General features: G+C 40.4%; 15 protein-coding genes. 5 read left to right on the forward strand and 10 right to left on the reverse strand.

Annotated features, from left to right (window positions below; genetic code table 11):
- Positions 1 to 3: 3 nt before the first annotated feature.
- The 4 genes from B3C94_RS11545 to B3C94_RS11560 form a co-directional block, all read right to left on the reverse strand.
- The gene (locus B3C94_RS11545; protein WP_293903716.1) at positions 4 to 1,095 is read right to left on the reverse strand and encodes an efflux RND transporter periplasmic adaptor subunit; all 1,092 of its coding nucleotides are present in this window, start codon (positions 1,093 to 1,095) and stop codon (positions 4 to 6) included.
- Positions 1,085 to 2,419, reverse strand: a complete 1,335-nt coding sequence (locus tag B3C94_RS11550) for a TolC family protein (RefSeq protein WP_293903719.1) — start codon at positions 2,417 to 2,419, stop codon at positions 1,085 to 1,087. The genes B3C94_RS11545 and B3C94_RS11550 overlap by 11 nt, the downstream gene beginning before the upstream one ends.
- Before the next feature lie 178 nt (positions 2,420 to 2,597).
- The gene (locus tag B3C94_RS11555) at positions 2,598 to 3,977 is read right to left on the reverse strand and encodes a HAMP domain-containing sensor histidine kinase (protein ID WP_293903722.1); all 1,380 of its coding nucleotides are present in this window, start codon (positions 3,975 to 3,977) and stop codon (positions 2,598 to 2,600) included.
- Positions 3,974 to 4,660, reverse strand: a complete 687-nt coding sequence (locus tag B3C94_RS11560) for a response regulator transcription factor (protein WP_293903725.1) — start codon at positions 4,658 to 4,660, stop codon at positions 3,974 to 3,976. Before B3C94_RS11560 ends, B3C94_RS11555 begins: the two co-directional genes overlap by 4 nt.
- Positions 4,661 to 4,819: 159 nt before the next feature.
- On the opposite strand from B3C94_RS11560, the gene B3C94_RS11565 reads away from it, so the two are divergent.
- Positions 4,820 to 7,333: a phosphocholine-specific phospholipase C gene (locus tag B3C94_RS11565; RefSeq protein ID WP_293903728.1), complete on the forward strand. Its 2,514-nt coding sequence runs from the start codon at positions 4,820 to 4,822 to the stop codon at positions 7,331 to 7,333.
- Positions 7,334 to 7,532: 199 nt separating this feature from the next.
- Here B3C94_RS11565 and bioB read toward each other — a convergent pair whose 3' ends face one another.
- Positions 7,533 to 8,615 (reverse strand): biotin synthase BioB, encoded by a 1,083-nt coding sequence (bioB, locus tag B3C94_RS11570; RefSeq protein WP_293903731.1) that lies wholly within the window; start codon positions 8,613 to 8,615, stop codon positions 7,533 to 7,535.
- A gap of 174 nt (positions 8,616 to 8,789) precedes the next feature.
- Here bioB and B3C94_RS11575 point away from each other — a divergent pair, with 174 nt between their 5' ends.
- On the forward strand, positions 8,790 to 10,244 hold the full coding sequence (locus B3C94_RS11575) for a PLP-dependent aminotransferase family protein (protein WP_293903734.1): 1,455 nt from the start codon (positions 8,790 to 8,792) through the stop codon (positions 10,242 to 10,244).
- 375 nt (positions 10,245 to 10,619) lie between these two features.
- Here B3C94_RS11575 and B3C94_RS11580 read toward each other — a convergent pair whose 3' ends face one another.
- The 3 genes from B3C94_RS11580 to B3C94_RS11590 form a co-directional block, all read right to left on the reverse strand.
- On the reverse strand, positions 10,620 to 12,590 hold the full coding sequence (locus B3C94_RS11580) for a hypothetical protein (protein ID WP_293903737.1): 1,971 nt from the start codon (positions 12,588 to 12,590) through the stop codon (positions 10,620 to 10,622).
- A gap of 94 nt (positions 12,591 to 12,684) precedes the next feature.
- Positions 12,685 to 13,956, reverse strand: a complete 1,272-nt coding sequence (locus B3C94_RS11585) for a carboxypeptidase-like regulatory domain-containing protein (protein ID WP_293903740.1) — start codon at positions 13,954 to 13,956, stop codon at positions 12,685 to 12,687.
- Positions 13,943 to 14,521, reverse strand: a complete 579-nt coding sequence (locus B3C94_RS11590) for an RNA polymerase sigma factor (protein WP_293903743.1) — start codon at positions 14,519 to 14,521, stop codon at positions 13,943 to 13,945. The genes B3C94_RS11585 and B3C94_RS11590 overlap by 14 nt, the downstream gene beginning before the upstream one ends.
- Before the next feature lie 80 nt (positions 14,522 to 14,601).
- Between B3C94_RS11590 and B3C94_RS11595 the strand changes: the two genes are divergently transcribed.
- On the forward strand, positions 14,602 to 16,464 hold the full coding sequence (locus B3C94_RS11595; protein ID WP_293903745.1) for a vWA domain-containing protein: 1,863 nt from the start codon (positions 14,602 to 14,604) through the stop codon (positions 16,462 to 16,464).
- A gap of 282 nt (positions 16,465 to 16,746) precedes the next feature.
- Entirely contained in the window at positions 16,747 to 17,157 is a 411-nt protein-coding gene (locus B3C94_RS11600; RefSeq protein WP_293903748.1) for a hypothetical protein, read from the forward strand.
- Positions 17,158 to 17,501: 344 nt separating this feature from the next.
- On the opposite strand, the gene B3C94_RS11605 is transcribed toward B3C94_RS11600, so the two are convergent.
- Complete coding sequence (locus B3C94_RS11605; protein WP_293903751.1) at positions 17,502 to 18,164, reverse strand: DUF6266 family protein; 663 nt, start codon at positions 18,162 to 18,164, stop codon at positions 17,502 to 17,504.
- Between the two features lie 326 nt (positions 18,165 to 18,490).
- Here B3C94_RS11605 and B3C94_RS11610 point away from each other — a divergent pair, with 326 nt between their 5' ends.
- Entirely contained in the window at positions 18,491 to 19,537 is a 1,047-nt protein-coding gene (locus B3C94_RS11610) for a fatty acid desaturase (RefSeq protein WP_293903754.1), read from the forward strand.
- A 15-nt stretch (positions 19,538 to 19,552) separates the two neighbouring features.
- Here B3C94_RS11610 and B3C94_RS11615 read toward each other — a convergent pair whose 3' ends face one another.
- Positions 19,553 to 20,026: a helix-turn-helix domain-containing protein gene (locus B3C94_RS11615; protein WP_293903757.1), complete on the reverse strand. Its 474-nt coding sequence runs from the start codon at positions 20,024 to 20,026 to the stop codon at positions 19,553 to 19,555.
- Between the last annotated feature and the right edge of the window lie 228 nt (positions 20,027 to 20,254).

The raw sequence follows: 20,254 nt of genomic DNA on the forward strand, positions 1-20,254 counted from the left end.
GGATTAATTATTCAGTGCTCTATAGATCAAAAGCTTATTGTTGACAACAACTTTTTCACCTTCCTGCAGTCCCGTAGCCATATAGGTTGTCCCTTCGTTTTGCTTGATCGGCTGTATTTCGCGGATCTTAATATCATTTTGCGATTTATAGATCAATACAAAATATTTGTTTTGATCGAATATGACTGCATCCGAAGGTACTGCCAGAGCCTGCGTATTGGATTGGTGCAACACTTTAATGGTCGCCTTGCTATCGGGAATGAGCAAACCATCCTTATTATCGAGCACCACACGGGCCTGCATTGAATTGGTCTGCGGATCGATGATCTTAAAGATTTTGTCGATACTGCCCTGGAATTTTTTATCCGGGTAGCTTAGCGTTGATACGACAGCTGGCATGCCCATGCTGATCTTGTCAATATCCGTTTCGTTAACGTTAAGAATCGCCCATACATCTTTTGTATTGGCCACATCAAAGATGTTGTCGCTGCGGTCGCTGCGCAGCTGCATGTCCTTGTTGATATTTTTTTGGACGATGTAGCCATCGATTGGAGATACGACCGAATAAATATTGCCCGTACGGACATTGTAAATCTGACTTACGGCTTCCGAGCGGCGAAGCTGTTCTTTGGCTTTGGTTAACTGTCCTTTTGCTTCGAGCATGTCTTTATCTGTGCTCAGTTTACCATTGTACATGTCTTCAGCTACCCGGTAGTTTTTTTCAGCAAGTAATACATCGGTTTTGGCATCCGAAAGATCTTTTTGGATACCCGCAACTTCCGTACTCCTGATTGTGGCCAATACTTGACCTTTATGTACGTAGTCGCCCAAGGAAACATTAACGGATACGACATTACCCCCAACAAGTGGAAAAATATCGATGTAATTGTTTTGATCGGCAGATATTTTGCCGAAGAAGTTGAGTTCTTCGGTCACATTTTCTTTTTTTACCGTTGCAAAACTGGTCGACTTAAGCATCGTCTCACTAATTTCGAAACCTTTGACAATAGCTGCATTGTCTGCTTCTTTATGATTTTGGCAAGAGTAGAGTAAAACTGCTACCACAGTGGCTATGATAAGTTTTTTAGTTGGCATAAGTTGAATTGAATATAGAAGTTTGAGCCAGATAGTTTAATTGTTCGGCGTTGAGAATAATTTCCTTTTTCATATCATAAAGCTTCAGAATAGATATGCGGTAGCTGTCCATAAAATCGGTGAATTCAACTAAGGAAATATTACCTTTTTTGAAATTGTTGAAAATACCATCATAGACCACGGCAATGTCGCGTAGGTCGTCCGGTGTAATCGTAAAATACTGGTTATATTGATTTTCCCAGGACAGATAGTTTGAACGTAACTTTGATTCAAGCAGCTGCCGCTGCACTTCAATATTTTTCTTTGCTTCTTCTTCGGCGTATTTCGCTTTGATCACATTTCCTTTGTTTTGTTTCCATAGTGGAAGCGGAATTGCAGCTGTCAAGTTGATTTCATTTCGGAATGCGCCAGAATTTTGACTGTATGCAAGTCCAAGATTAATATCGGGTGTATTTAAAGACTGTTGCCATTTAGTAAATAACTGCGAGCTTTCTGAGGTCTTCAAGGCAAATTGATAATCGGCATTGTTTTCCAGGGCCAATTGGTAAATTTTGTCGAAAGGCATAGTCGGTTTTATAGCGAGTTCCTGATCTGCTTGTTGGTCCGTTAATTTGGGGAGCACATCTTCCTGGCTGGAAATAAGCACACGTAATTGCTGTTGTAGATTGATGCTATTATTGATCGCCGTCGTTTTTTCATTGTTGAGATCGATGGCCATTGTCTGCAGACGGACCTGATCTTTCAAAGAAACATTCCCTTTTTTTCCTTGCTCTTTATAAGCCACCAGGAGACTGTTGAGATAATCCAGCTGAATTTTAATGTCGGCCAACTTATGCTGTTCAAAGTAAAGGGAGTAAAAGGTTGTACGGAGCTGCGCACGAAGACTTGCAAGCAACTGGCTAAATTGCAGCTTAGCCAATTCAACATTTGATTTGGCAAATTCTACTTCATTTTTCTTTTTTCCACCGAGATAAATCAATTGGGATATGCTCGCTTCTTTGGACGGACCAACATGAAATGCTTTTTTGTTCTGTGGATCATAAGCGTTGACAGACATTTCCAGCTGTGGAAGATCCCAGATCCGGGCTTGTATCACATCTGCCTGAACTTGACTGATATCATATTGCTGGGCGAGTAAAGAGAGGTTACTCTTTATAAATGCTTCTTCGCATTCTTGAAGGGTCATCTGCTGTCCAGAGATCTCACTTTGCTTTTTTCCAAGTGTACTTTCATGAATAATCGCATAATCTGTTTCTGGCGGTTTTTGTTGCGCAAAAGCCATACTATTGAAAAGCAATAAAAATATTAAAGGTTTCTTTGCCATGTCTATCAAAACTTATATGACAAAATAACTGGTCGAATATTAAAAGCCCCTTAATAAATGCTTAAAAAAAGCTTAAAAACGCATGTTATGCCAATAGGTAATGCATCTGATGGATAGGTTTACTAGCGATATGTGATTGTCACAAAGAGATTTGAGACTGATTGTTGCAATTTTGCTACTATGCTTCCTGGCTTGGAAATAATTTAAATAGTAATACAAAAGTATGAGTAGATTGTTTTACATCAGCTTGGTATTCAATTGTTGCTTGATGGGATTGCATGATGCGCTGGACGATCCGTAGTCCCAATCCTGATCCTGTCGTTTCGTTTGCATTTTCACCGCGGCTAAATGCATCGAAAATTCGCTTTTGATCAATTGTGCTCAGTGCTGGACCGGAATTGCTGACCAGTACTTTCAACTCACGTCCGGATTCCAGGATTATCACTTTAACCTCTCTAGTATAAGAATAGAGTGCCGCATTTTTAAATAAGTTTACAAAAGCGATTTCGATCAGTTGTGAGGAGCAGAAAATACTGAGCTTTGGGTCTTCGATTCCGCCAATTGAAAAATCCAATTGCAGGTCAGGGAACACCTTTGCTACTTTTTCATAAGCCATAAAGATGATTTCATCGATCCTCTCCTCCTTATAAGTCATTTTCAAACGTTCTGAGTCGAATTTTGATAGTAACATCAGCGAATCGGTTACCTCCGCAAGATGCAAGGTTTCCTTGGATATATTACGGAGTACCTGCTTTACTTCTTCACTCAGCTGATTTTGATGATAGAGGTTTTCCAATTGGAAGGACATTCGGGCAAGTGGCGTCCGTAATTCGTGTGAAGCGCTGGAATTAAATTCCTTCTGTGATTCGAAAGCAGTCGAAAGTCGCAATAACATGGTGTTAAATGCGCGCGTTAGTACAGCAATTTCGTCGGTATGACCCGTATATTCAACCGGTTTGGTCAGTTTGCTGGCATTAATCTGCGTGATATTGTCTTTTAATTTATCAAGTGGGATCAACAGGCGCTGAATGAGTTTATAACTGAATATCCAGACCAAAATAGCACTTAGGACAAATAATATCGTTAGGACGAGCGCTAGATGGTCCATTTTTTCATTTCCAGAATAATCCTGCGCTTTTACGATAATATAATAAGGTGAGCCATTGATGCGGTAATATTTAGCGAGTGTTTCATATTGGTCCTGATTGTAGAAGATCTGTCTTTCCTGATTAAGCCGGTTGACAATCGCTGCATTCCAGGTAATGGTCTGATCTTTTACGGTACTGAAGACTAGCTGCTTATTTTTGTCGAGAATGATGACATCTTCATAGAAAAGGCCATCTTCGTCATCATGAAAATAGTTCTTGTAAGATTGCCGGTTGAAATAAGGATTACTGGCAATATAATGAGAAATATTGTCTAATTTATCAATCAGCCGCTGGCGGAACTGATCTTTGCGAAAATCGAAACTAGCATAATAGATGATTAACATCGCAATGCCGAAAAGAACGGAGAATGCAATGCTAAAGCTAATCGCTATTTTCTTCTTTAAATTCATTTTTCTGCCGATAAATAATAACCAAATCCGGGCCTGGTATGAATAAGTTTATTGTCAAAGTTTTTGTCAATTTTCTTTCGCAAAAAGTTGATATAAACTTCAATGGTATTCTGTGTGGTTTGAAATTGATTTTGCCATACTTCCTCTGAAATATGCTGTTTGGATAAAGTTCGTCCTTTAGCCTGTGCTAAGATAAGCAGCAACTGAAATTCTTTTTGAGTAAGGTTTATTTCTTCATTGGCGCGCAGCACACGGGCTTCTTCCGGATAAATGATCAGATCATCAATCACGAGTGTTGTTGGATCATTACTTTCACTATGTTGTTGTCTACGTAACAAGGAATAGATCCGCATCAGCAATTCATCTAAGACGAAAGGTTTGACGAGATAATCGTCGGCAGCCCGAAGAAAAGCTTCTTTTTTGTCGTCTATGTCATCATAAGCAGAAAGAATAATAATGGGGGTAAATGCATCGTGACTTCTTATCTTTTTACAGATCTCCAGTCCATTGATTTTGGGTACATTGATGTCCAGTAGATAGAAGCTGTATTTTTTTTGGTGTGTTTTGGCCAAAAACTCAATACCATCAAATGCCTGGTCACAAGAAAATCCCTGGCTTAATAAAAAAGACCGGATCTCCTTAGAGAGCACCTTGTCGTCTTCGAGCAGCAAAATATCCACCATAGTTGTTTGTATTGTCTTTTCGTAAAATTAAACAAATTTTTGTCATCCTATCAATGAGATATTTTCTTAGGACATAATTTAGTAACATAAGATTTACATGAAGAAATATGAAACAAAAAGAAATCTAAGTAGATTCAAATCGAAATTATAAAAAGCATTATGGAAAGCAGAAGAGAATTCCTAAGAAAGACCCTACTATTTTCGGGAGCAGCAGGTATTGCCAGTTTTATGCCTGCGTCAATACAGAAAGCCTTTGCGATTAATCCTGATCCGGGAAGTAGTTTTTTGGATGCCGAACATATCGTCATCCTAATGCAGGAGAACCGATCTTTCGATCATACGCTAGGTAGTCTTTCTGGTGTTCGGGGCTTTAATGATCCGCGTGCAGTACGTTTACCGAACGGCCTGCCTGTATGGTATCAAACCGATAAAGAAGGAAGAGTTTACGCTCCTTTTCGATTAAATCTGAAGGAGAGCAAGGTAACCTGGATAGGATCTCTTCCGCATAGCCGCGCAAGTCAGGTAGACGCTTTTAACCAGGGGCGCTATGATCATTGGTTGTTATCAAAACAATCAGGTAATAAACAATATGCGGGGATGCCTTTAACATTGGGGTATTTTACACGGGAAGATCTACCTTTTCATTATGCGTTAGCGGATGCTTTCACGGTATGTGATCAGAATTTCTGTTCGGGTATGACAAGTACTACACCTAACCGTTCGTTTTTCTGGACCGGTAAGATTACGGAGATGAAAGAGGGGTTGCAAAAAGCTAATATTCGGAACGATGACTTTGGCTATGGTAAAATGACTTGGGAAACTTTTCCAGAACTACTTGAGAAGAATGGGATAAACTGGCGTTTCTATCAAAATGAAACAAGTTGCGGGGGTGGGTTTTCCGGACAAGAGCGCGCTTGGCTGTCTAATTTTGGCTGTAACTTATTGGAGTTTTTTCAGGCTTATCAGGTTAAATTCAAGGATAACTATATCAAAAATTTGGAAGCACAGGTGCGCGATTTGCCTGTACAGATTTCCAAGCTGGAGGAGAAGTCTCCTGCCTCTGAGGAACAGGCTGAAAAAATACGCACCGATATCCGTAAAAAAAGTGAGGTACTCGAGCGCGCTGAGACTGAGCTTAAGGAATTCAATCCAGAAAACTATAAAAAGCTAAGCGATTTTACTAAATCAATAAATGAACGGGCATTTACGGTAAATAAGGGCGACAATAATTACCGGTCACTGGATACCTTGCGTTTTAAAGAGCAGGGGAAAAAAAGATCACTTGAGGTCCCGAAAGGAGATGTTCTTTATCAATTCAGGAAAGACGTAGACAGCGGTAAATTGCCAGCTGTATCCTGGTTGGCCGGTCCGCAAAATTTCTCAGATCATCCGAGTGCCCCTTGGTATGGCGCTTGGTACGTATCCGAAGTTTTGGATATCCTAACGAAAAACCCTGAGGTCTGGAAAAAAACAATTTTTATCATCACCTATGATGAAAACGATGGTTATTACGACCATGTGAAACCTTTTCTTGTTCCCGATTTAAAGAAGAAAGATACGGGAGCATGCTCGCCGGGGATCGATACAGAGGTGGAAATGGTACGTTTGGAAAATGAGCTAAAACAGGGAATTCCTAAAAAACAAGCACGTGAGGGTGCAGTGGGCTTAGGTTTCCGTGTTCCCATGTATATTGCATCACCTTGGTCACGAGGTGGCAAGGTATGCTCTCAGGTATTTGATCATACTTCTACATTGCAATTTTTGGAATATTTCTTTAACAATAAGCTCAAGAAGAATATTCATCTGGACAACATCAGTGCATGGCGTCGGACAATCTGTGGCGATTTGACAGCAGCTTTTACTCCTTTTACACAGGAAAAAGAACAACTTCCCTTCCTAGATCGGGATGCCTATATCGAAACCATATACAATGCGCAGTTCAAGGATGATCCCCAAGGTTTTGTCGAGGTCAATGATTCTGAGCTTGCGAAGAAAAATGTATGGATTGCGGCATTTGACCGAGTACAGGAACGGGGGATTCGAAGATCATCGCAGTTACCTTATGCGCATGATGCAGTGGGCTATGTGCGAGACGGACGGTTTCATCTAGCAATGACTGTAGATACCAAGCTTTTTGGAAAAAAAACTGCCGGCACGGCTTTCAATGTGTATAGTCCGCTGGCGTATCGTGATGAACAAGGACAAAGCGAAACCTATCGTAACTGGAATTTTGCGGTTAAGGCCGGTGACCGTTTGGAATACCAGTGGGACCTAGCTAAGTTTGAAGGAGATCGTTACACTTTCGAGCTGCATGGGCCGAATGGTTTTTATCGTAAATTTTCCGGGGAAAAGGGGACTGCAGCAATACAAGCCGCGGTAGGTCCAGAGCTTAGGGCACTGACTCAGGCAGCTACAGGAAAATTACAGCTGAAAATAAAGAACAATAGTGATCAGCGGGTAACCGTATCGGTTGAGAGCCTCAACTATGAAAAATATGACACAACAAGAGACATCGCCCCTGCCGAGGAAGTTATATTGATCCTGGATATTGAGAAACAAGGAAATTGGTATGATATTGCAGTAAAGCTTAAGGGAGACAGCAGCCCAGTTATTCAGCTCGCCGGGCGATTGGAAACAGGGGTAGAGAGTACAACCGATCCCTTATTAGCATAATCACGGCTGTTTCAGTAAGAATAATTGTCATTTCTTATGAAGCTCATTATTGAACGTGTTATCTTCTGTTGTTGTAAATGCATATAAATGGAATCCGGAGACCTTATTTATTTACACCCTAATAAATAAGGTCTCCGGATCGCGTGTTTATATATAATGACGAGGATACAACTTCGTGTCAGCACTGATTGTACAGTCGTTATTTGTCTTGCTTCTGCTTGGCGATGTTGCGCTGGATTTTATGTCCCGGTCTTGACCATTTGGGTCTTTCACCATGATCATGATAATGTGCTATCTCAGTGGATATGGTTTCGGGTTGATTTTTTTTCTCAAAAGGCTGTTGTGCGACCAGACCTAATATTTTAAACATGTCCATATCTTCGTTGACATCGGGATTGGGTGTGGTGAGGAGTTTATCGCCTGAGAAAATCGAGTTGGCCCCTGCAAAAAAGCACAAAGCTTGTCCTTCTGTACTCATGTTGGTACGGCCGGCAGATAAACGGACTTGTGTGGAAGGTAATAGAATTCTAGCCGTAGCGACCATACGTACCATTTCCCAGATGGATGCGGTTTCCATCGTCTCCATTGGCGTACCTGCTACAGGGACCAGCGCATTGATCGGTACCGATTCGGGCTGTGGGATGAGTGAAGCAAGGGTAATCAACATGGCAGCCCGATCCGAAACACTTTCGCCCATTCCAATTATGCCACCACTGCATACCGTTATGTTTGTTTTACGTACGTTTTCGATTGTCTGCAGACGATCGTCATAGCTTCTGGTCGAGATAATTTCCCGATAGTATTCGGCAGATGAATCGAGGTTATGATTGTAGGCGTATAATCCGGCCTCTGAAAGACGTTGCGCCTGGTTTTCTGTCAGCATTCCAAGCGTACAGCAGACTTCCATGTCAAGTCTATTCAGTGTACGCACCATATCAAGCACATGGTCAAACTCTGGACCATCCTTCACATTGCGCCAGGCGGCACCCATGCAGATCCGTGAGCTACCACCAGCTTTAGCAGCCAAGGCTTGCTCTTTTACCTGATCTATGCTCATCAATCCTTCGGCTTTGACATGGGTATGGTAACGTGCTGCCTGTGGGCAGTAGGCACAATCTTCTGGACAGCCACCTGTTTTAATTGAGATCAATGTAGATACTTGTACTTTATTTGGGTCGTGGTATTTTCTATGGACCGATGCCGCTTCATAAAGAAGTTCCATCATCGGTTTGTTGTACAAAGCAACAACTTCTTCTTGTGTCCATTTTGGTTTTGTCTCCATTTTACTTATAAGTTTTCGTTCTAAAATTAGCTTGATATTGCCTAATGACTGTTCCGGTTTAGCATTTCAATACCATTATTTTCCTTATGATTGCAAAGATTATAGTTTAAATGATAACTTTGGTAGTCCGAAATAAACATAATGAGTAGTCCGGTTGGTATAGGTTTTCATTCTATGATTAAAATAGATCGCCGTAAGGAAGATGCTATCTATTTACAGATTGTTTATCAATTTATCCATGCGGTCAAACGTAATTTATTGGAAGAAGGGGATTTGTTGCCCGGAAGCCGGAAGATTGCAGATGAATTAAAAGTACACCGAAAAACCGTCGTAGCAGCTTTATCAGAATTGCAAGAGCAGGGCTGGGTGGAAATTTTACCGAATCGAGGGACTTTTGTGAAAAACCCCGAATCTAATGGTACTTCGATGTCGACGACTGAGGCATTTAAACAACCACCGCATCTTGCGCCTTATTCTTTCCGGAAGGAGCTGATATTGGATATGCCTATGTTAGAAGCTCCAGAAAAGTATTATTTTACGGATGGAACACCTGATTATAGTGTCATTCCGGCTGAAGAGCTTGTACGCTTTTACGCATCGATGGTGAAAAGGAAAAAGAAAAGTGATGATTTGCCGACGACAACGGAGGGCAATTTGTTTTTTCGGGACCAGTTAAGCTATTATCTGAACCTAACTAGGGGATTTCATCTTTCCCGGAACTTCCTGTTGCCAATTGCCAGCCGCGAACAGATATTTTCAATCTTATCCCGATTATTAATTCGACGTGACGATATTGTGCTGGTTGAGGACTTAAGTTATTTTCTACCCAATATGATATTTAGTCAGGCAGGAGCCAAACTAAAAACCGTTCCGGTCGATGCGGATGGGATGATCGTAGATCGGATCGGAGATCAATTTAAGCCCGGAGAGATCAGGTGTGTTTATCTCAACACCCGATGTCAGTATCCAACGACGGTTAACCTTTCGGAAAAGCGGAAAATGCAACTGTTACAGCTGGCCGAGCATTACGACTTTATCATTATTGAGGATGATGCTGACTTTGAGTCTTCTTTTATTAAAACAAAAGGGGAATCGCTTTTTCGGAAAAATGCAGGTAACCGGGTAATTTATACAGGTGCATTCGGAAGTTTCTTAGACCCCGGCTTCCAAATGAATTTTTTGATCGCGCCTCAGGATCTGCTGGATGAAGGTAAGAAATATCTGAATATCTTCGGAAAGCCGAATTTTATGATTGAGAAAACATTGGGTGAAATTATCCATCAGGGTGATATCTTTCGCTATCAGCGAAAATTTCAGAAAATAATTGCAGAGCGCAAAGGGTTGTTTTCCATATTGTTACGACGTTATTTCGAAGAAGAAGTTACTTTCATCGTTCCAGGGTCTGGACTGGCCTTTTGGGTGCAGTTTAAGGCTGTTTTTTCCTTGACTGTTTTACAGGAAAAGGCACGGGAAAGGGGATTGTTGATCCCGAGCAATTGCCTTTATCAAAATAAAACCGTTACTGCATTACGATTGGGCTTTGCACATCTTGAAGAGCAAAGTATGGCAGATGCAATTTATTTGTTAAGGGCGGCCTATGGCGACTTGGTAGACGGCTCCACTAGCTGATTTTGTAGGATATGGTTCAATTTGTTTTTGAGCCGGGGTAGCTGAGCATCGGATCGTCAACTTGGTATAAAGATATGGGAATAATAACTTTTGGGGAAATTGGAGAAATAGCATAGCAAAGAAAAAGCCCAGCAAAGAATGTCTGGGCTTTGAGATTATATAAGGGGAATAATACTTGCTTAAAAAGTGAAGACCTAGTCTTCATCGGTGATAATATCATCACCATCCAATTCGAAACCTTCTCCAAGGAAGGTATTCTCTAGTTCGAATAAATCTGAATCTTTAATCATTTTACTTTTTTTTTGATATTCAAAGTTATCACCCTTATTTAAGATAAACATCAATATAAAATGAAGTTTGTGTTAAGGATAATTATTATATTTTTTTGAGTACGACATCCAATTTTTCTGCTTGGATGATTCTGCTGAAAAACTCTTTTAAATCAAAATACTCTTCCGGCATAAATAAGGGTTTGTTTAACTGTGTTGCCGATTCGATAATCAGAACGTCCGGCGTCGTATTATTGATTTTGAAAATATATCGGGCGGCACGCTCAGGCAGAGCCATACTGATATTTTTTAACTTACCTTCTGTTGGGTAGGAATAGCCTTTAGGCAATTTGATTTCCATGTAGCTTTCTTCCTGAACTAAAGAACCAAAGTCGATTGGATAATTCCTTTCTGTTAGATTGAAAGGGTTTTTGGACATTTTGGTATCAATATAAGGATTGAATAGAAGTTGGTCATTTTGTAGCGTTGCAAAATTTTTAATCTCAATTTCAAATTCCTCGGTTAGTGGTTTATCAAGGGATTCCCGATTCGATACTTTAAAACTGTTGATTTTGATGCGATTGTTTTCTTCGTCTATTTTTTCGTAGTATTCTTCTTCAGAGTTGCTTCCTTGCAGGCGTTCACGCATTTTGGATGCTCCATAACCATTACGCGAGGTAATCCATTTTCCTTTTAATTCTCCATTTTCCGATAATTCACCATAGAAGAAATTACTATAAGTCGAAGGAAGATTCGCATCGAGTTTTACCCAGTCGGATTCACCTTCTAAGGGGATTGATCTTCCCTGATAATTAACACATTTCATCGGAATATTTCCGAACAGCTCATAGGGAGAGGTCGCATCCAGCAGATAATAGTTTTCACCTATTTTTACCCGTGCAATCACATGGTTGAATTCGGATATGGCCGGTGCATAAAGTCCGGCATAGCCATTTTCACGTGTCGATAAAATAACAGGGATGGCATCTAGCTTCGCATAACGTAGGGCATTGACCAGTCCAAGGTTAATATCGGCGCTATTGCCGGTTCTTTTTTCGATGGCTTCTTTGATATTTTTTGCGTAGATCGAATGGCGGTTATTCCATTTTATTTGTTTCTGAAAATAAGTATAGAGCCTGACCGCTTTTTGTAGGTCGTCTTTTGAATCCTGCAATACAGGTTCAATGAACTCCTTCAATGCCGTTTTTCGCTTTACTTGTCCACCAAAACTTTCGTCCTGTACGAGTTTATCTCTGACATTTTCCCACGTGAGCGAGAAGTCTTTTGTCGGTCCCATTGGAACGCTATACCTGCCGAGTTCGAAGAAGATAATTGATCTGAAATTTTTGGAAGAAGTCATGTAATCTTCGGTATGGAAAGCTGGTATATTTTCCATGGTATAGGTGGTTTTGCTACCTAGGACTTCTCCGACTTCAGAATTTAAGCCAGTGTTGTAATTTTCTACTTTCCGATCACTGACGGCTAATCCACCTTTTAAATTGGCTTTATAGTGGCAGATCTCGGGAATGCGAGTGACGTATTGGCTATAAAGTTTCGGAAGATCTTCCTGAAATTCCCAAGCATTTAGGTTAAAGATAAATGGAGATTCTGTACGGTAACGGTATTCAATAATTGTACCTTCTTGGACCTGCGGAATGGCCGCTTTCGTTATTGCATAGTTTTCTGAGGAGTTTTCGTTAAAAATATTCGCTTTGGTCATCTCTGTTTCCTCGACCTTATCACCCACGAGGTGATAGGATGCTCCCTTGATGTCCATAAGAACTTCCCGATCGTTTCCATTTTTATAGAGTGGAATGCTGAAGTTCGCATAATTGTAGGCCTCTTTATTTAAAATTTTAATACGAACATGTTTAAAAAATTCAACAACTAAACCTTTGTTTTTATTATAGCTGACTTCGGCCGAGCCATACTCACGTAAGACAAAGGCATTTGCTGCCGTATCTATTTTATCGACATTAATGGCAAAATCTTCCTTTTTTAGTTTACCGAACGAAAAATCTTGTGCTTGTAGGGATATACCACTAAGCAGGAGGAGGCCAGTGAAAAAACTTTTCATAAAAAATGACTGTATGGTTAAGAATTATAACACTAAAGTATGAAATAATTTTAAATCAAAACTCCTAGAAATTAAAATGGTGAGAAAAATTAATTTACAAGGTGAATTCGAACGTTAAAGTAACATAACGGTAGTCTTCGCCTTTCCATTTTGGACCTGAAAGTAAGATTTCTTTCGCCTTGGTGTCAAGGTAGTCATTGGCACTCTGTAGAATACTGATATGGGTTGGCAATCCATCTTTATCGATATAGAAGCTTAGACGAACGGTACCTTCGTAGCGGCTGTTGGCAGTTTTTTTCTTGATATAGTTATTGAACGATTTCCAGCCCCAGATAGGTTCAGCACTTTTTGATTTGCGTGAAGACATGGTTGTGACGACGACTTCTTCAAGTGAGTTGCTGGAAGGCTGCAGTTTGATCGTTGTGTTTTTACTGCGGCGCATATTTAATGCTATAGGATTATAACCCAACGCCATAATGTCGACAAGTGAATCCATTGTACTAGGCTGAACGGTCGCTTGTCCCTGTGCGTCGGTATTAGTTGCCAACTTGCTATTGGGCTGAATGATTGTCACTCCCGAAATCGGTAAGCCTGTCTCTTTGTCCCGAATGGTGAGTTGTAGTGGCGTTCCCGATTGTTGGATGGCCGAGATGCCTGCAGCTTTACCTGCCAAAGTATTGTTGAAACTCGAGGTTCCCCGAATCATAATCGTTTGGGGGGCATCTTTTTTCTTTGCCATTGGCGCATAACCGATAACAATTGCACTGTCTGTAGGTCTTAATCCAAATACAGGACGATCACTATTAAGGCGACCTTCCATTTCTTCCAATGATTTTACACGTAGGGAGGGTTCCTGCGATAAAATCGTGACCTCCTCATGTGGATGTTGTTCACGAAAACGGGGGCTGTTGTTATCTGCCAATTGTGGCGAACGATCTTGCTGTTCGATTTTTGACGTGATATCATCTGTGGTCGTGATAGAATCCTTTCCTATAACCTTTGTTTTTGGCTTGTCCCGGGTAACGTCTACGTCAGCAGTACGTTTTGCCTCAGATGTATTTTTTTTCTGCTGCCAGAAAAGTACAAGACCTACACCCAAAACGATTACTGTAGAGGCGGCGATGGCCAGTCTTTTCCAGTCAAATATTTTAATTGTAGTAGCCTTATCTCTTTTTGCACGTTGGCTAATCTGTTGATTGATTGCGGCAATTACGGTTTTATTTTGATCCATCTCTATACCCATCAGAACATCCGCCAACATGGGGTCGCGCTGTGCCTCACGCTCAAGAGCGTACATCTCCGTAGGAGATAGTTCACCGTTGACGTATTTCTTTAAGTATGCTATGTCGTAATTACTGTTGCTCATTCCAAGCCTCCATGCAATTTTTTAAATTCCGTTTCCCATTTTGGATATAACTCTTTACTTCGTTCAAGCTATAACCGGTAGATTCACTAATCTCTTTGTAACATTTTTCCTCTAAAAAGAAGAGTCTGACCGACTGTTGCTGTTTTTCTGGCAATTTGCCCAGACAGCCTTCCATAGCCGTTAACTGTTCTTCTTTTTCATCATATTGTTCATACTGATGCATGTCTCCGGGAAATTTCACAAATTCATCCAAAGAAATTTGAGATTTGTTCTTTTGAGACCTTAAATACATCAGGCAATGATTCTTGCTTAATACATAGAGCCATCTCGGAAAGTCCTTGATTTCTTGTTTATTGACCTTATATATTAATTCTTCAAAGATATTCATGACAGCGTCTTTGCTCAGTTCGGAATCTTGGAGATACCGTAAGCAAACGTAGTATACCATCTCTGTATGTCGCTGGAATAGATCGCCCAATACCTGGAGATTCATGGACTCCTGATAGTGCAACAAGAGCTCATGGTCTTGTGGTGTATCTATTTTTGACGACTTGAATGCAAACATTTATTGGTTAAAAATATTTTTTTTTTCTGGTTTATGGAAATTTAATATTTACGGCATCCCTTGGCAAAAATGTGAACAATATGAGAACAATACTTTTTGTGATGGGCTTGTTGCTATCCATAGGTGGATATGCCAAGCAGGGATATGAAGTCAGCGGTCAGGTGGTGGATGCAAATACGGGCATTGCTCTAGCTGGTGTGCAGGTAAGCAATGCCGTAACCAAAGCGCGAAGCCTGACCGATGACAAAGGAAATTATCGCATCCAGGTCCGTGATGGTAAAAATACCTTGGTTTTTAGTTACCTCGGGTATCTCGAGCAACGGGTAGCGGTCAACCATCGGTCGAAGGTTGATGTGGCCTTGGTGCAGCAAAACAATACACTGGATGAAGTTGTGGTGACCGGATATGAGCGAAAAGCAAAGCGCCAGACGGCACCGATGATGAATGTTAATACAACTTTGTCGGGGCAAGTATCAAGTTTGTATATCAGAGGAACGGCGTATATGCCTAATCAAAACCAGGAATCTTATCAGAAGGTAAAGGAAAACAAGTTTATCAATCCCCTTAAAGAACCTTTATCGACGTTTGCGGCAGATGTTGATGCCGCCTCTTATAGTAATGTACGTCGTTTTATCAATTCGGGAAGTTTGCCTGAAAAAGATGCGGTACGCGTTGAAGAGATGATCAATTATTTTCAGTATGAGGTGGCTGGACCTAAAAATGGAGAACCTGTAAATATCGTCACCGAATTGACGAAGGCGCCTTGGAATACCGCGAATCAGCTGATGCGTGTAACGTTAAAAGCGAAAGATATGCCTACGGAAAAGCTTAAAGCTTCTAATCTCGTGTTTTTGATTGATGTTTCCGGGTCGATGATGGGACCGGGTCGTCTACCTTTAGTGAAAGCTTCGTTGAAGATGTTGGTTGATCAGCTTCGTGACATAGACCATGTAGCTATTGTGACTTATGCCGGATCGGCAGGGGTAAAACTGGAGAGTACGCCCGGTGATGAAAAGATGAAAATAAAATCGGCTATTGAAGAGCTCGAAGCCGGTGGAAGTACTGCTGGTGCTGCAGGAATTAAGAAGGCTTACGAAATTGCGAAGCAACAATTTATCAAAGGTGGAAACAACCGGATTATTTTGGCTAGTGACGGCGATTTCAATGTTGGGGAGAGCAGTGACGAATCAATGGAAGAACTGATTGCCAAAGAAAGTAAATCAGGCGTTTTCCTTACGGTACTTGGTTATGGTATGGGGAATCTTAAGGACAGTAAGATGGAAATCCTTGCGGACAAAGGTCATGGAAATTACGCTTATATCGATAATATTTCGGAAGCACGGAAGGCGATGGTGACGGAATTCGGGGGAACGTTGTTTACTGTTGCTAAAGATGTAAAGATCCAGGTCGAATTCAATCCAACTTATGTGCAAGCCTATCGCTTGGTGGGATACGAAAACCGCTTGCTGGAGGCCGAGGATTTCAATAATGATCAAAAGATGGGCGGTGATATGGGGGTAGGCCATGTGGTGACAGCCTTGTATGAAATCGTACCTGTTGGTGTTGAGTCGGGAATGGTCGGAACGGTAGATCCATTAAAATATCAGCAGCGTGCACATCAGGCAGCTGGACAGAGAAATGCAGAACTGGCCACAGTTAAATTTCGGTATAAGGAGCCTGAAGGGGAGAAAAGTAAGTTGCAGCAAAAGGTGGTAGGAACTACGGTAACGGAGTTGAATAAGGTGAGTGAAGATTTTCGTTTTGTAACAGCGGTAGCGGAACTTGGTTTACTACTTCGGGACTCTGATTTTAAGCAAAAGGCCAATTTTGAGCAGCTGATCTTGCGTGCAAAAGCTTCCAAAGGAAAAGATGAAGAAGGTTATCGTGCTGAATTTATCCGTATGGCTGAAAATGCACGGGACTTATCGAGGTCAAAGGAATAAATTAAGATAAGAATATCCAAAAGTATGTTGAGCAACGGCAACGGAAAGGCTGATGCTGAAAATACTTTAGTTTTGGGATCATAGACAAAAAAGTAAATAAAATCTATATTTTTAAGCCATAAATAAAAGGAACGTATTTTGCTGTTGTGACTGATGTTACACGCTATTTGGATGAGGCGATGAATTGGATGGCTTTTTTTGGTGAATAGAGGTCACTTGTAAAGGAATCGGTTAAGCTGTCTATGTTAAGGCAAATATGCGGGAATAAAAAATAATAAATAAATGAAGAATTTCTTCTTGTGCTTTTTTTTAGCGATTGGTATTGCGATACCTACAGTAGCCCAAAACGCCGGTTTGAATAAACAGCAGACGATGGCCTATATTAACAAGCTGTATAAAGTAGCTTATCATTATAAGGATACAAAAATTGATACGGTGACGGTAGACGGAAGAGTGCTGACAGTCTTTCTTTCCAGTGGCCAGCATTTTCGAAGCGATATTGCCAAATCAGATGTACTAGTCATTGCCAGGGTAAAATCAGGGTATCAGATTCGATTCAAGTCGTCGCCAAGCACGGATGAAATTTTATGGGCAATCCAAACTGAAGATGATGCCAAACGTCTGAAAAATGCGCTGGAACATCTGATTAAAATTGTAAAAACGGAGAAAAAGACAGATCCTTTCGGTAGTTAAGTACTTTAGAAGCGTTGTGGTCTGATGAATACTAGAATGTTCGGCAAGGTATGAGCTTGCCGAACTGAATAGAGAAAGTAGTAGGGCTTGCACATGGATATGTGTTGAGGATTGCTGAGGGGGTAACCAAATGCCTACTAGATATAAAGACGATTGGCTTCATGGCCGAAATTGATGTGGCTGTTGAAACCATCGATTGTAAATCACATCGTTTGTACTAAGTTAAGGTGCTTACATAAATTTAGGGTTAATATGTTGTTATCTTATTGTAATTAAGTGTTTTGTATTTTGTTGTTGAATTCCTTTATTTATCCTTTTAATGAATTGTCTTGCTATGAATACTTTTATTTCCTTTCCAATTTTATATTGCCCAGATAACAGCTATTCATGCTCAGGTTCGTCCCGTCGGTAGCAACAAATCCCAGATATAGATGGTATGTGTCGCTATGGGTTGGTGTTGGTAAGCGGATCGATTCTTTTAAATCCGTGATATAGTTTCCAAGTAAAACTCCTTTTGAAGTGTTTATCGGATTCTCAGGAACTAGCAGCACCAGGGTTCGAAAATTTGTTAGCTCTTCATACATGAGTTTTTGTGGCTTTTTTAACTCCCAGCTTATATGAATATCTTCTTCCCCCAATTGATATAACGCTCCAGTAATCTCAGCATCCTGGCCTCTGCTTATGGCGATTTGATCGTAATTGATATGAAAACCGTCATCGTCCTGTTGTATGGCATGTTTAAGGTTATAGGACATCGCCGCATTAAAAGCTGTCATATTTTTGGCATAGTTTGCGAAGCCGAGCCGAATAACTTTTTTGTAGGGACTCAAGAATTGCTGCATAAGTCCAAATTTGTTTCGGTTGTTAACTTCCTTATCCGAAAGTGGCCTTCTTTTATTCACTCTTGGAAGAGATCGGACATAGTTGATTTCTTTCCATTTACAAAAAACAACTGCCCCGACTTTACCAGACGGAGGACCGTTTATACCGTGTTTTACATTTGCCATAATATTAAATTAAAGTTCATAGGCTTTACTAACATACAAGTGGTGGATAAGTTTAGGCCAATACATCAATTTATTGTAAGTAAACTGTTACATTACAGGGGACTAAAAGGGAGCTGAAACGCTTTCATCCGAATGAGGTCCCTATCAGGTCCCTATAAAGTACGTATGAAGTCCCTATTATTTGATAACTTTTTGTTTAGAAGATAGCATGTTGATAACGCGTTGGATTGCACAAAAAAAGCAAACCCGATGAAAGATCTGCTTTGATTGATATGTCTAAGAAGTCCACAAAAAATCCCTATTTTTACCAATAAAATCACATCGAATTGACACATCAGGAAAAGTCGAGCCAGATCAGGAGGGAAATAAATCAGTCCTATCAGCAGCTTAAAGGAATATACCCTATATTAAAACAGCAGAACAGCATTGGGATGCTCATATTTGCAATCGCAATCCTAGCTATTCTGGCTGTATCGATCGCTTGGTATCGCGCACTTGTGCCGACTTGGCTGATGATTGTTAGCAATGCTTTTTTTATGGGGGTGTTGCATGAAATAGAACATGATCTGATCCATTGGCTTTATTTTAAAAGACAAAAAGTGGTTCATCATTTTATGCTTTTTAGTGTATGGATCTTAAGGCCACTGACTGTCAATCCTTGGATTCGCAGAACCTTGCACCATCATCACCATAAGTTTTCGGGTACATTGCACGACGTTGAAGAGCGTAGTGTGACAAATGGTGAACGTTGGTCAATAAAACGTCTGCTGACAACACCTGATGTTGTATTGGGAGGACTCTTTCGTCTGCATCGAATGTTTAACGATATGGATGAGGAAGTAAAAAATGGAAATCTAAAATTGGAGACGTCTTCCAAACTAAAACGAATTATGTTTTTGAGCATTGTTCCAGTGACGATTTTTGCACATGTGGTTTTATATTTCCATTTCGCAGATCTGCTAATGGGTTGGTTAAATGCTTTTTTTGGGTTAGATTTGAGTTTTCCACAGTATGTTGATAACATGTTGATAAGTCTTCATGGGTTAATTTATGTTATTCTATTACCCAATTTATTACGTCAATTTTGTCTGCATTTTATCACATCAAATATGCATTATTTTGGTGATGTTGAAACGGGAAACGTCATTGAACAGACGCAGGTACTTACCGTTTGGTGGACTTTTCCGATGCAACTGTTCTGTTTCTTTTTTGGCTGGACACATAGTATTCATCATTTTGTTGTCAATGAGACCTTTTACGTCCGTCATATCGGGCGCAGAAAAGCACAGGATATCCTGCGTAAATATGGTGTTCGATTTAATGATTTGGGAACGTTCAGAAGGGCGAACCGTTTTAGGGAATTAAGCAAATAAGGTTGGTGGGGCACTTTAATCCTTCTTACGATAGGTTTTATAATTTCCATGCTGTTCAGAGATTAAAGCTCCTTCTTCACAGTAACTTGTGAGGTAAACAGAAAACTTGTTGCTTTGGCTTTTATCTATTCCCAGGTGCGAAAGCACTTCTGCAACGCGTCGGGCTGAACGAAAGAAATCGGAACGATAGACAAGATCATCTAGTTTTTTGCTTAGGGCAATTCTTTCCTTGGCATCTGGAGGGAGTGTATAGGGAGCATTAAAAATAATGTCATGCTGAAAAAATATCTTCGGCTGAATTTCTAGACTGCGACATAAAATTAAAAAATTTGTGAGGGTAAGATCCCTGCCTTTTTCTATTCCATTCAGTGTTCCTGTTGAAATACCTGTTAAATGCGATAGATCGCGTAGCGAATAATACAGATCATTTCGTTTTGCACGAAAGCGTAAACCAATAATTTCCAGTAATTTTTTGTCTTCATCCGCCATACAACGAATTGAATGACAATTTGCGCAAAATATCGTTTATTATTTTGGGTAAAAATTTGTATTTGTCTTTTTTTATTATAATATTTGTTACAACAAATATATTGAACCTAGAGGGGGTTCAGATCCTACGTCCACACCTATGTAAATAGCCTAATAATAGCCTATTGTCACAAAAACATAGGAATGAAAAACAATCGAAGTAATATCGTCAACGTTCCAGGCTCCAGT

The sequence above is a fragment of the Sphingobacterium sp. UBA5670 genome (genome assembly GCF_002420705.1).
Classification (GTDB): domain Bacteria; phylum Bacteroidota; class Bacteroidia; order Sphingobacteriales; family Sphingobacteriaceae; genus Sphingobacterium.

Excerpts from the sequence above, each read along its gene's own strand:
- B3C94_RS11550 (WP_293903719.1), bottom strand. The coding sequence starts at position 2,419 with ATGGCAAAGAAACCTTTAATATTTTTATTGCTTTTCAATAGTATGGCT.
- bioB (WP_293903731.1), bottom strand. The coding sequence starts at position 8,615 with ATGGAGACAAAACCAAAATGGACACAAGAAGAAGTTGTTGCTTTGTAC.
- B3C94_RS11600 (WP_293903748.1), top strand. The coding sequence starts at position 16,747 with ATGAAGAATTTCTTCTTGTGCTTTTTTTTAGCGATTGGTATTGCGATA.
- B3C94_RS11560 (WP_293903725.1), bottom strand. The coding sequence starts at position 4,660 with ATGGTGGATATTTTGCTGCTCGAAGACGACAAGGTGCTCTCTAAGGAG.
- B3C94_RS11545 (WP_293903716.1), bottom strand. The coding sequence starts at position 1,095 with ATGCCAACTAAAAAACTTATCATAGCCACTGTGGTAGCAGTTTTACTC.
- B3C94_RS11615 (WP_293903757.1), bottom strand. The coding sequence starts at position 20,026 with ATGGCGGATGAAGACAAAAAATTACTGGAAATTATTGGTTTACGCTTT.
- B3C94_RS11565 (WP_293903728.1), top strand. The coding sequence starts at position 4,820 with ATGGAAAGCAGAAGAGAATTCCTAAGAAAGACCCTACTATTTTCGGGA.
- B3C94_RS11595 (WP_293903745.1), top strand. The coding sequence starts at position 14,602 with ATGAGAACAATACTTTTTGTGATGGGCTTGTTGCTATCCATAGGTGGA.
- B3C94_RS11575 (WP_293903734.1), top strand. The coding sequence starts at position 8,790 with ATGATTAAAATAGATCGCCGTAAGGAAGATGCTATCTATTTACAGATT.
- B3C94_RS11605 (WP_293903751.1), bottom strand. The coding sequence starts at position 18,164 with ATGGCAAATGTAAAACACGGTATAAACGGTCCTCCGTCTGGTAAAGTC.
- B3C94_RS11580 (WP_293903737.1), bottom strand. The coding sequence starts at position 12,590 with ATGAAAAGTTTTTTCACTGGCCTCCTCCTGCTTAGTGGTATATCCCTA.
- B3C94_RS11585 (WP_293903740.1), bottom strand. The coding sequence starts at position 13,956 with ATGAGCAACAGTAATTACGACATAGCATACTTAAAGAAATACGTCAAC.
- B3C94_RS11555 (WP_293903722.1), bottom strand. The coding sequence starts at position 3,977 with ATGAATTTAAAGAAGAAAATAGCGATTAGCTTTAGCATTGCATTCTCC.
- B3C94_RS11590 (WP_293903743.1), bottom strand. The coding sequence starts at position 14,521 with ATGTTTGCATTCAAGTCGTCAAAAATAGATACACCACAAGACCATGAG.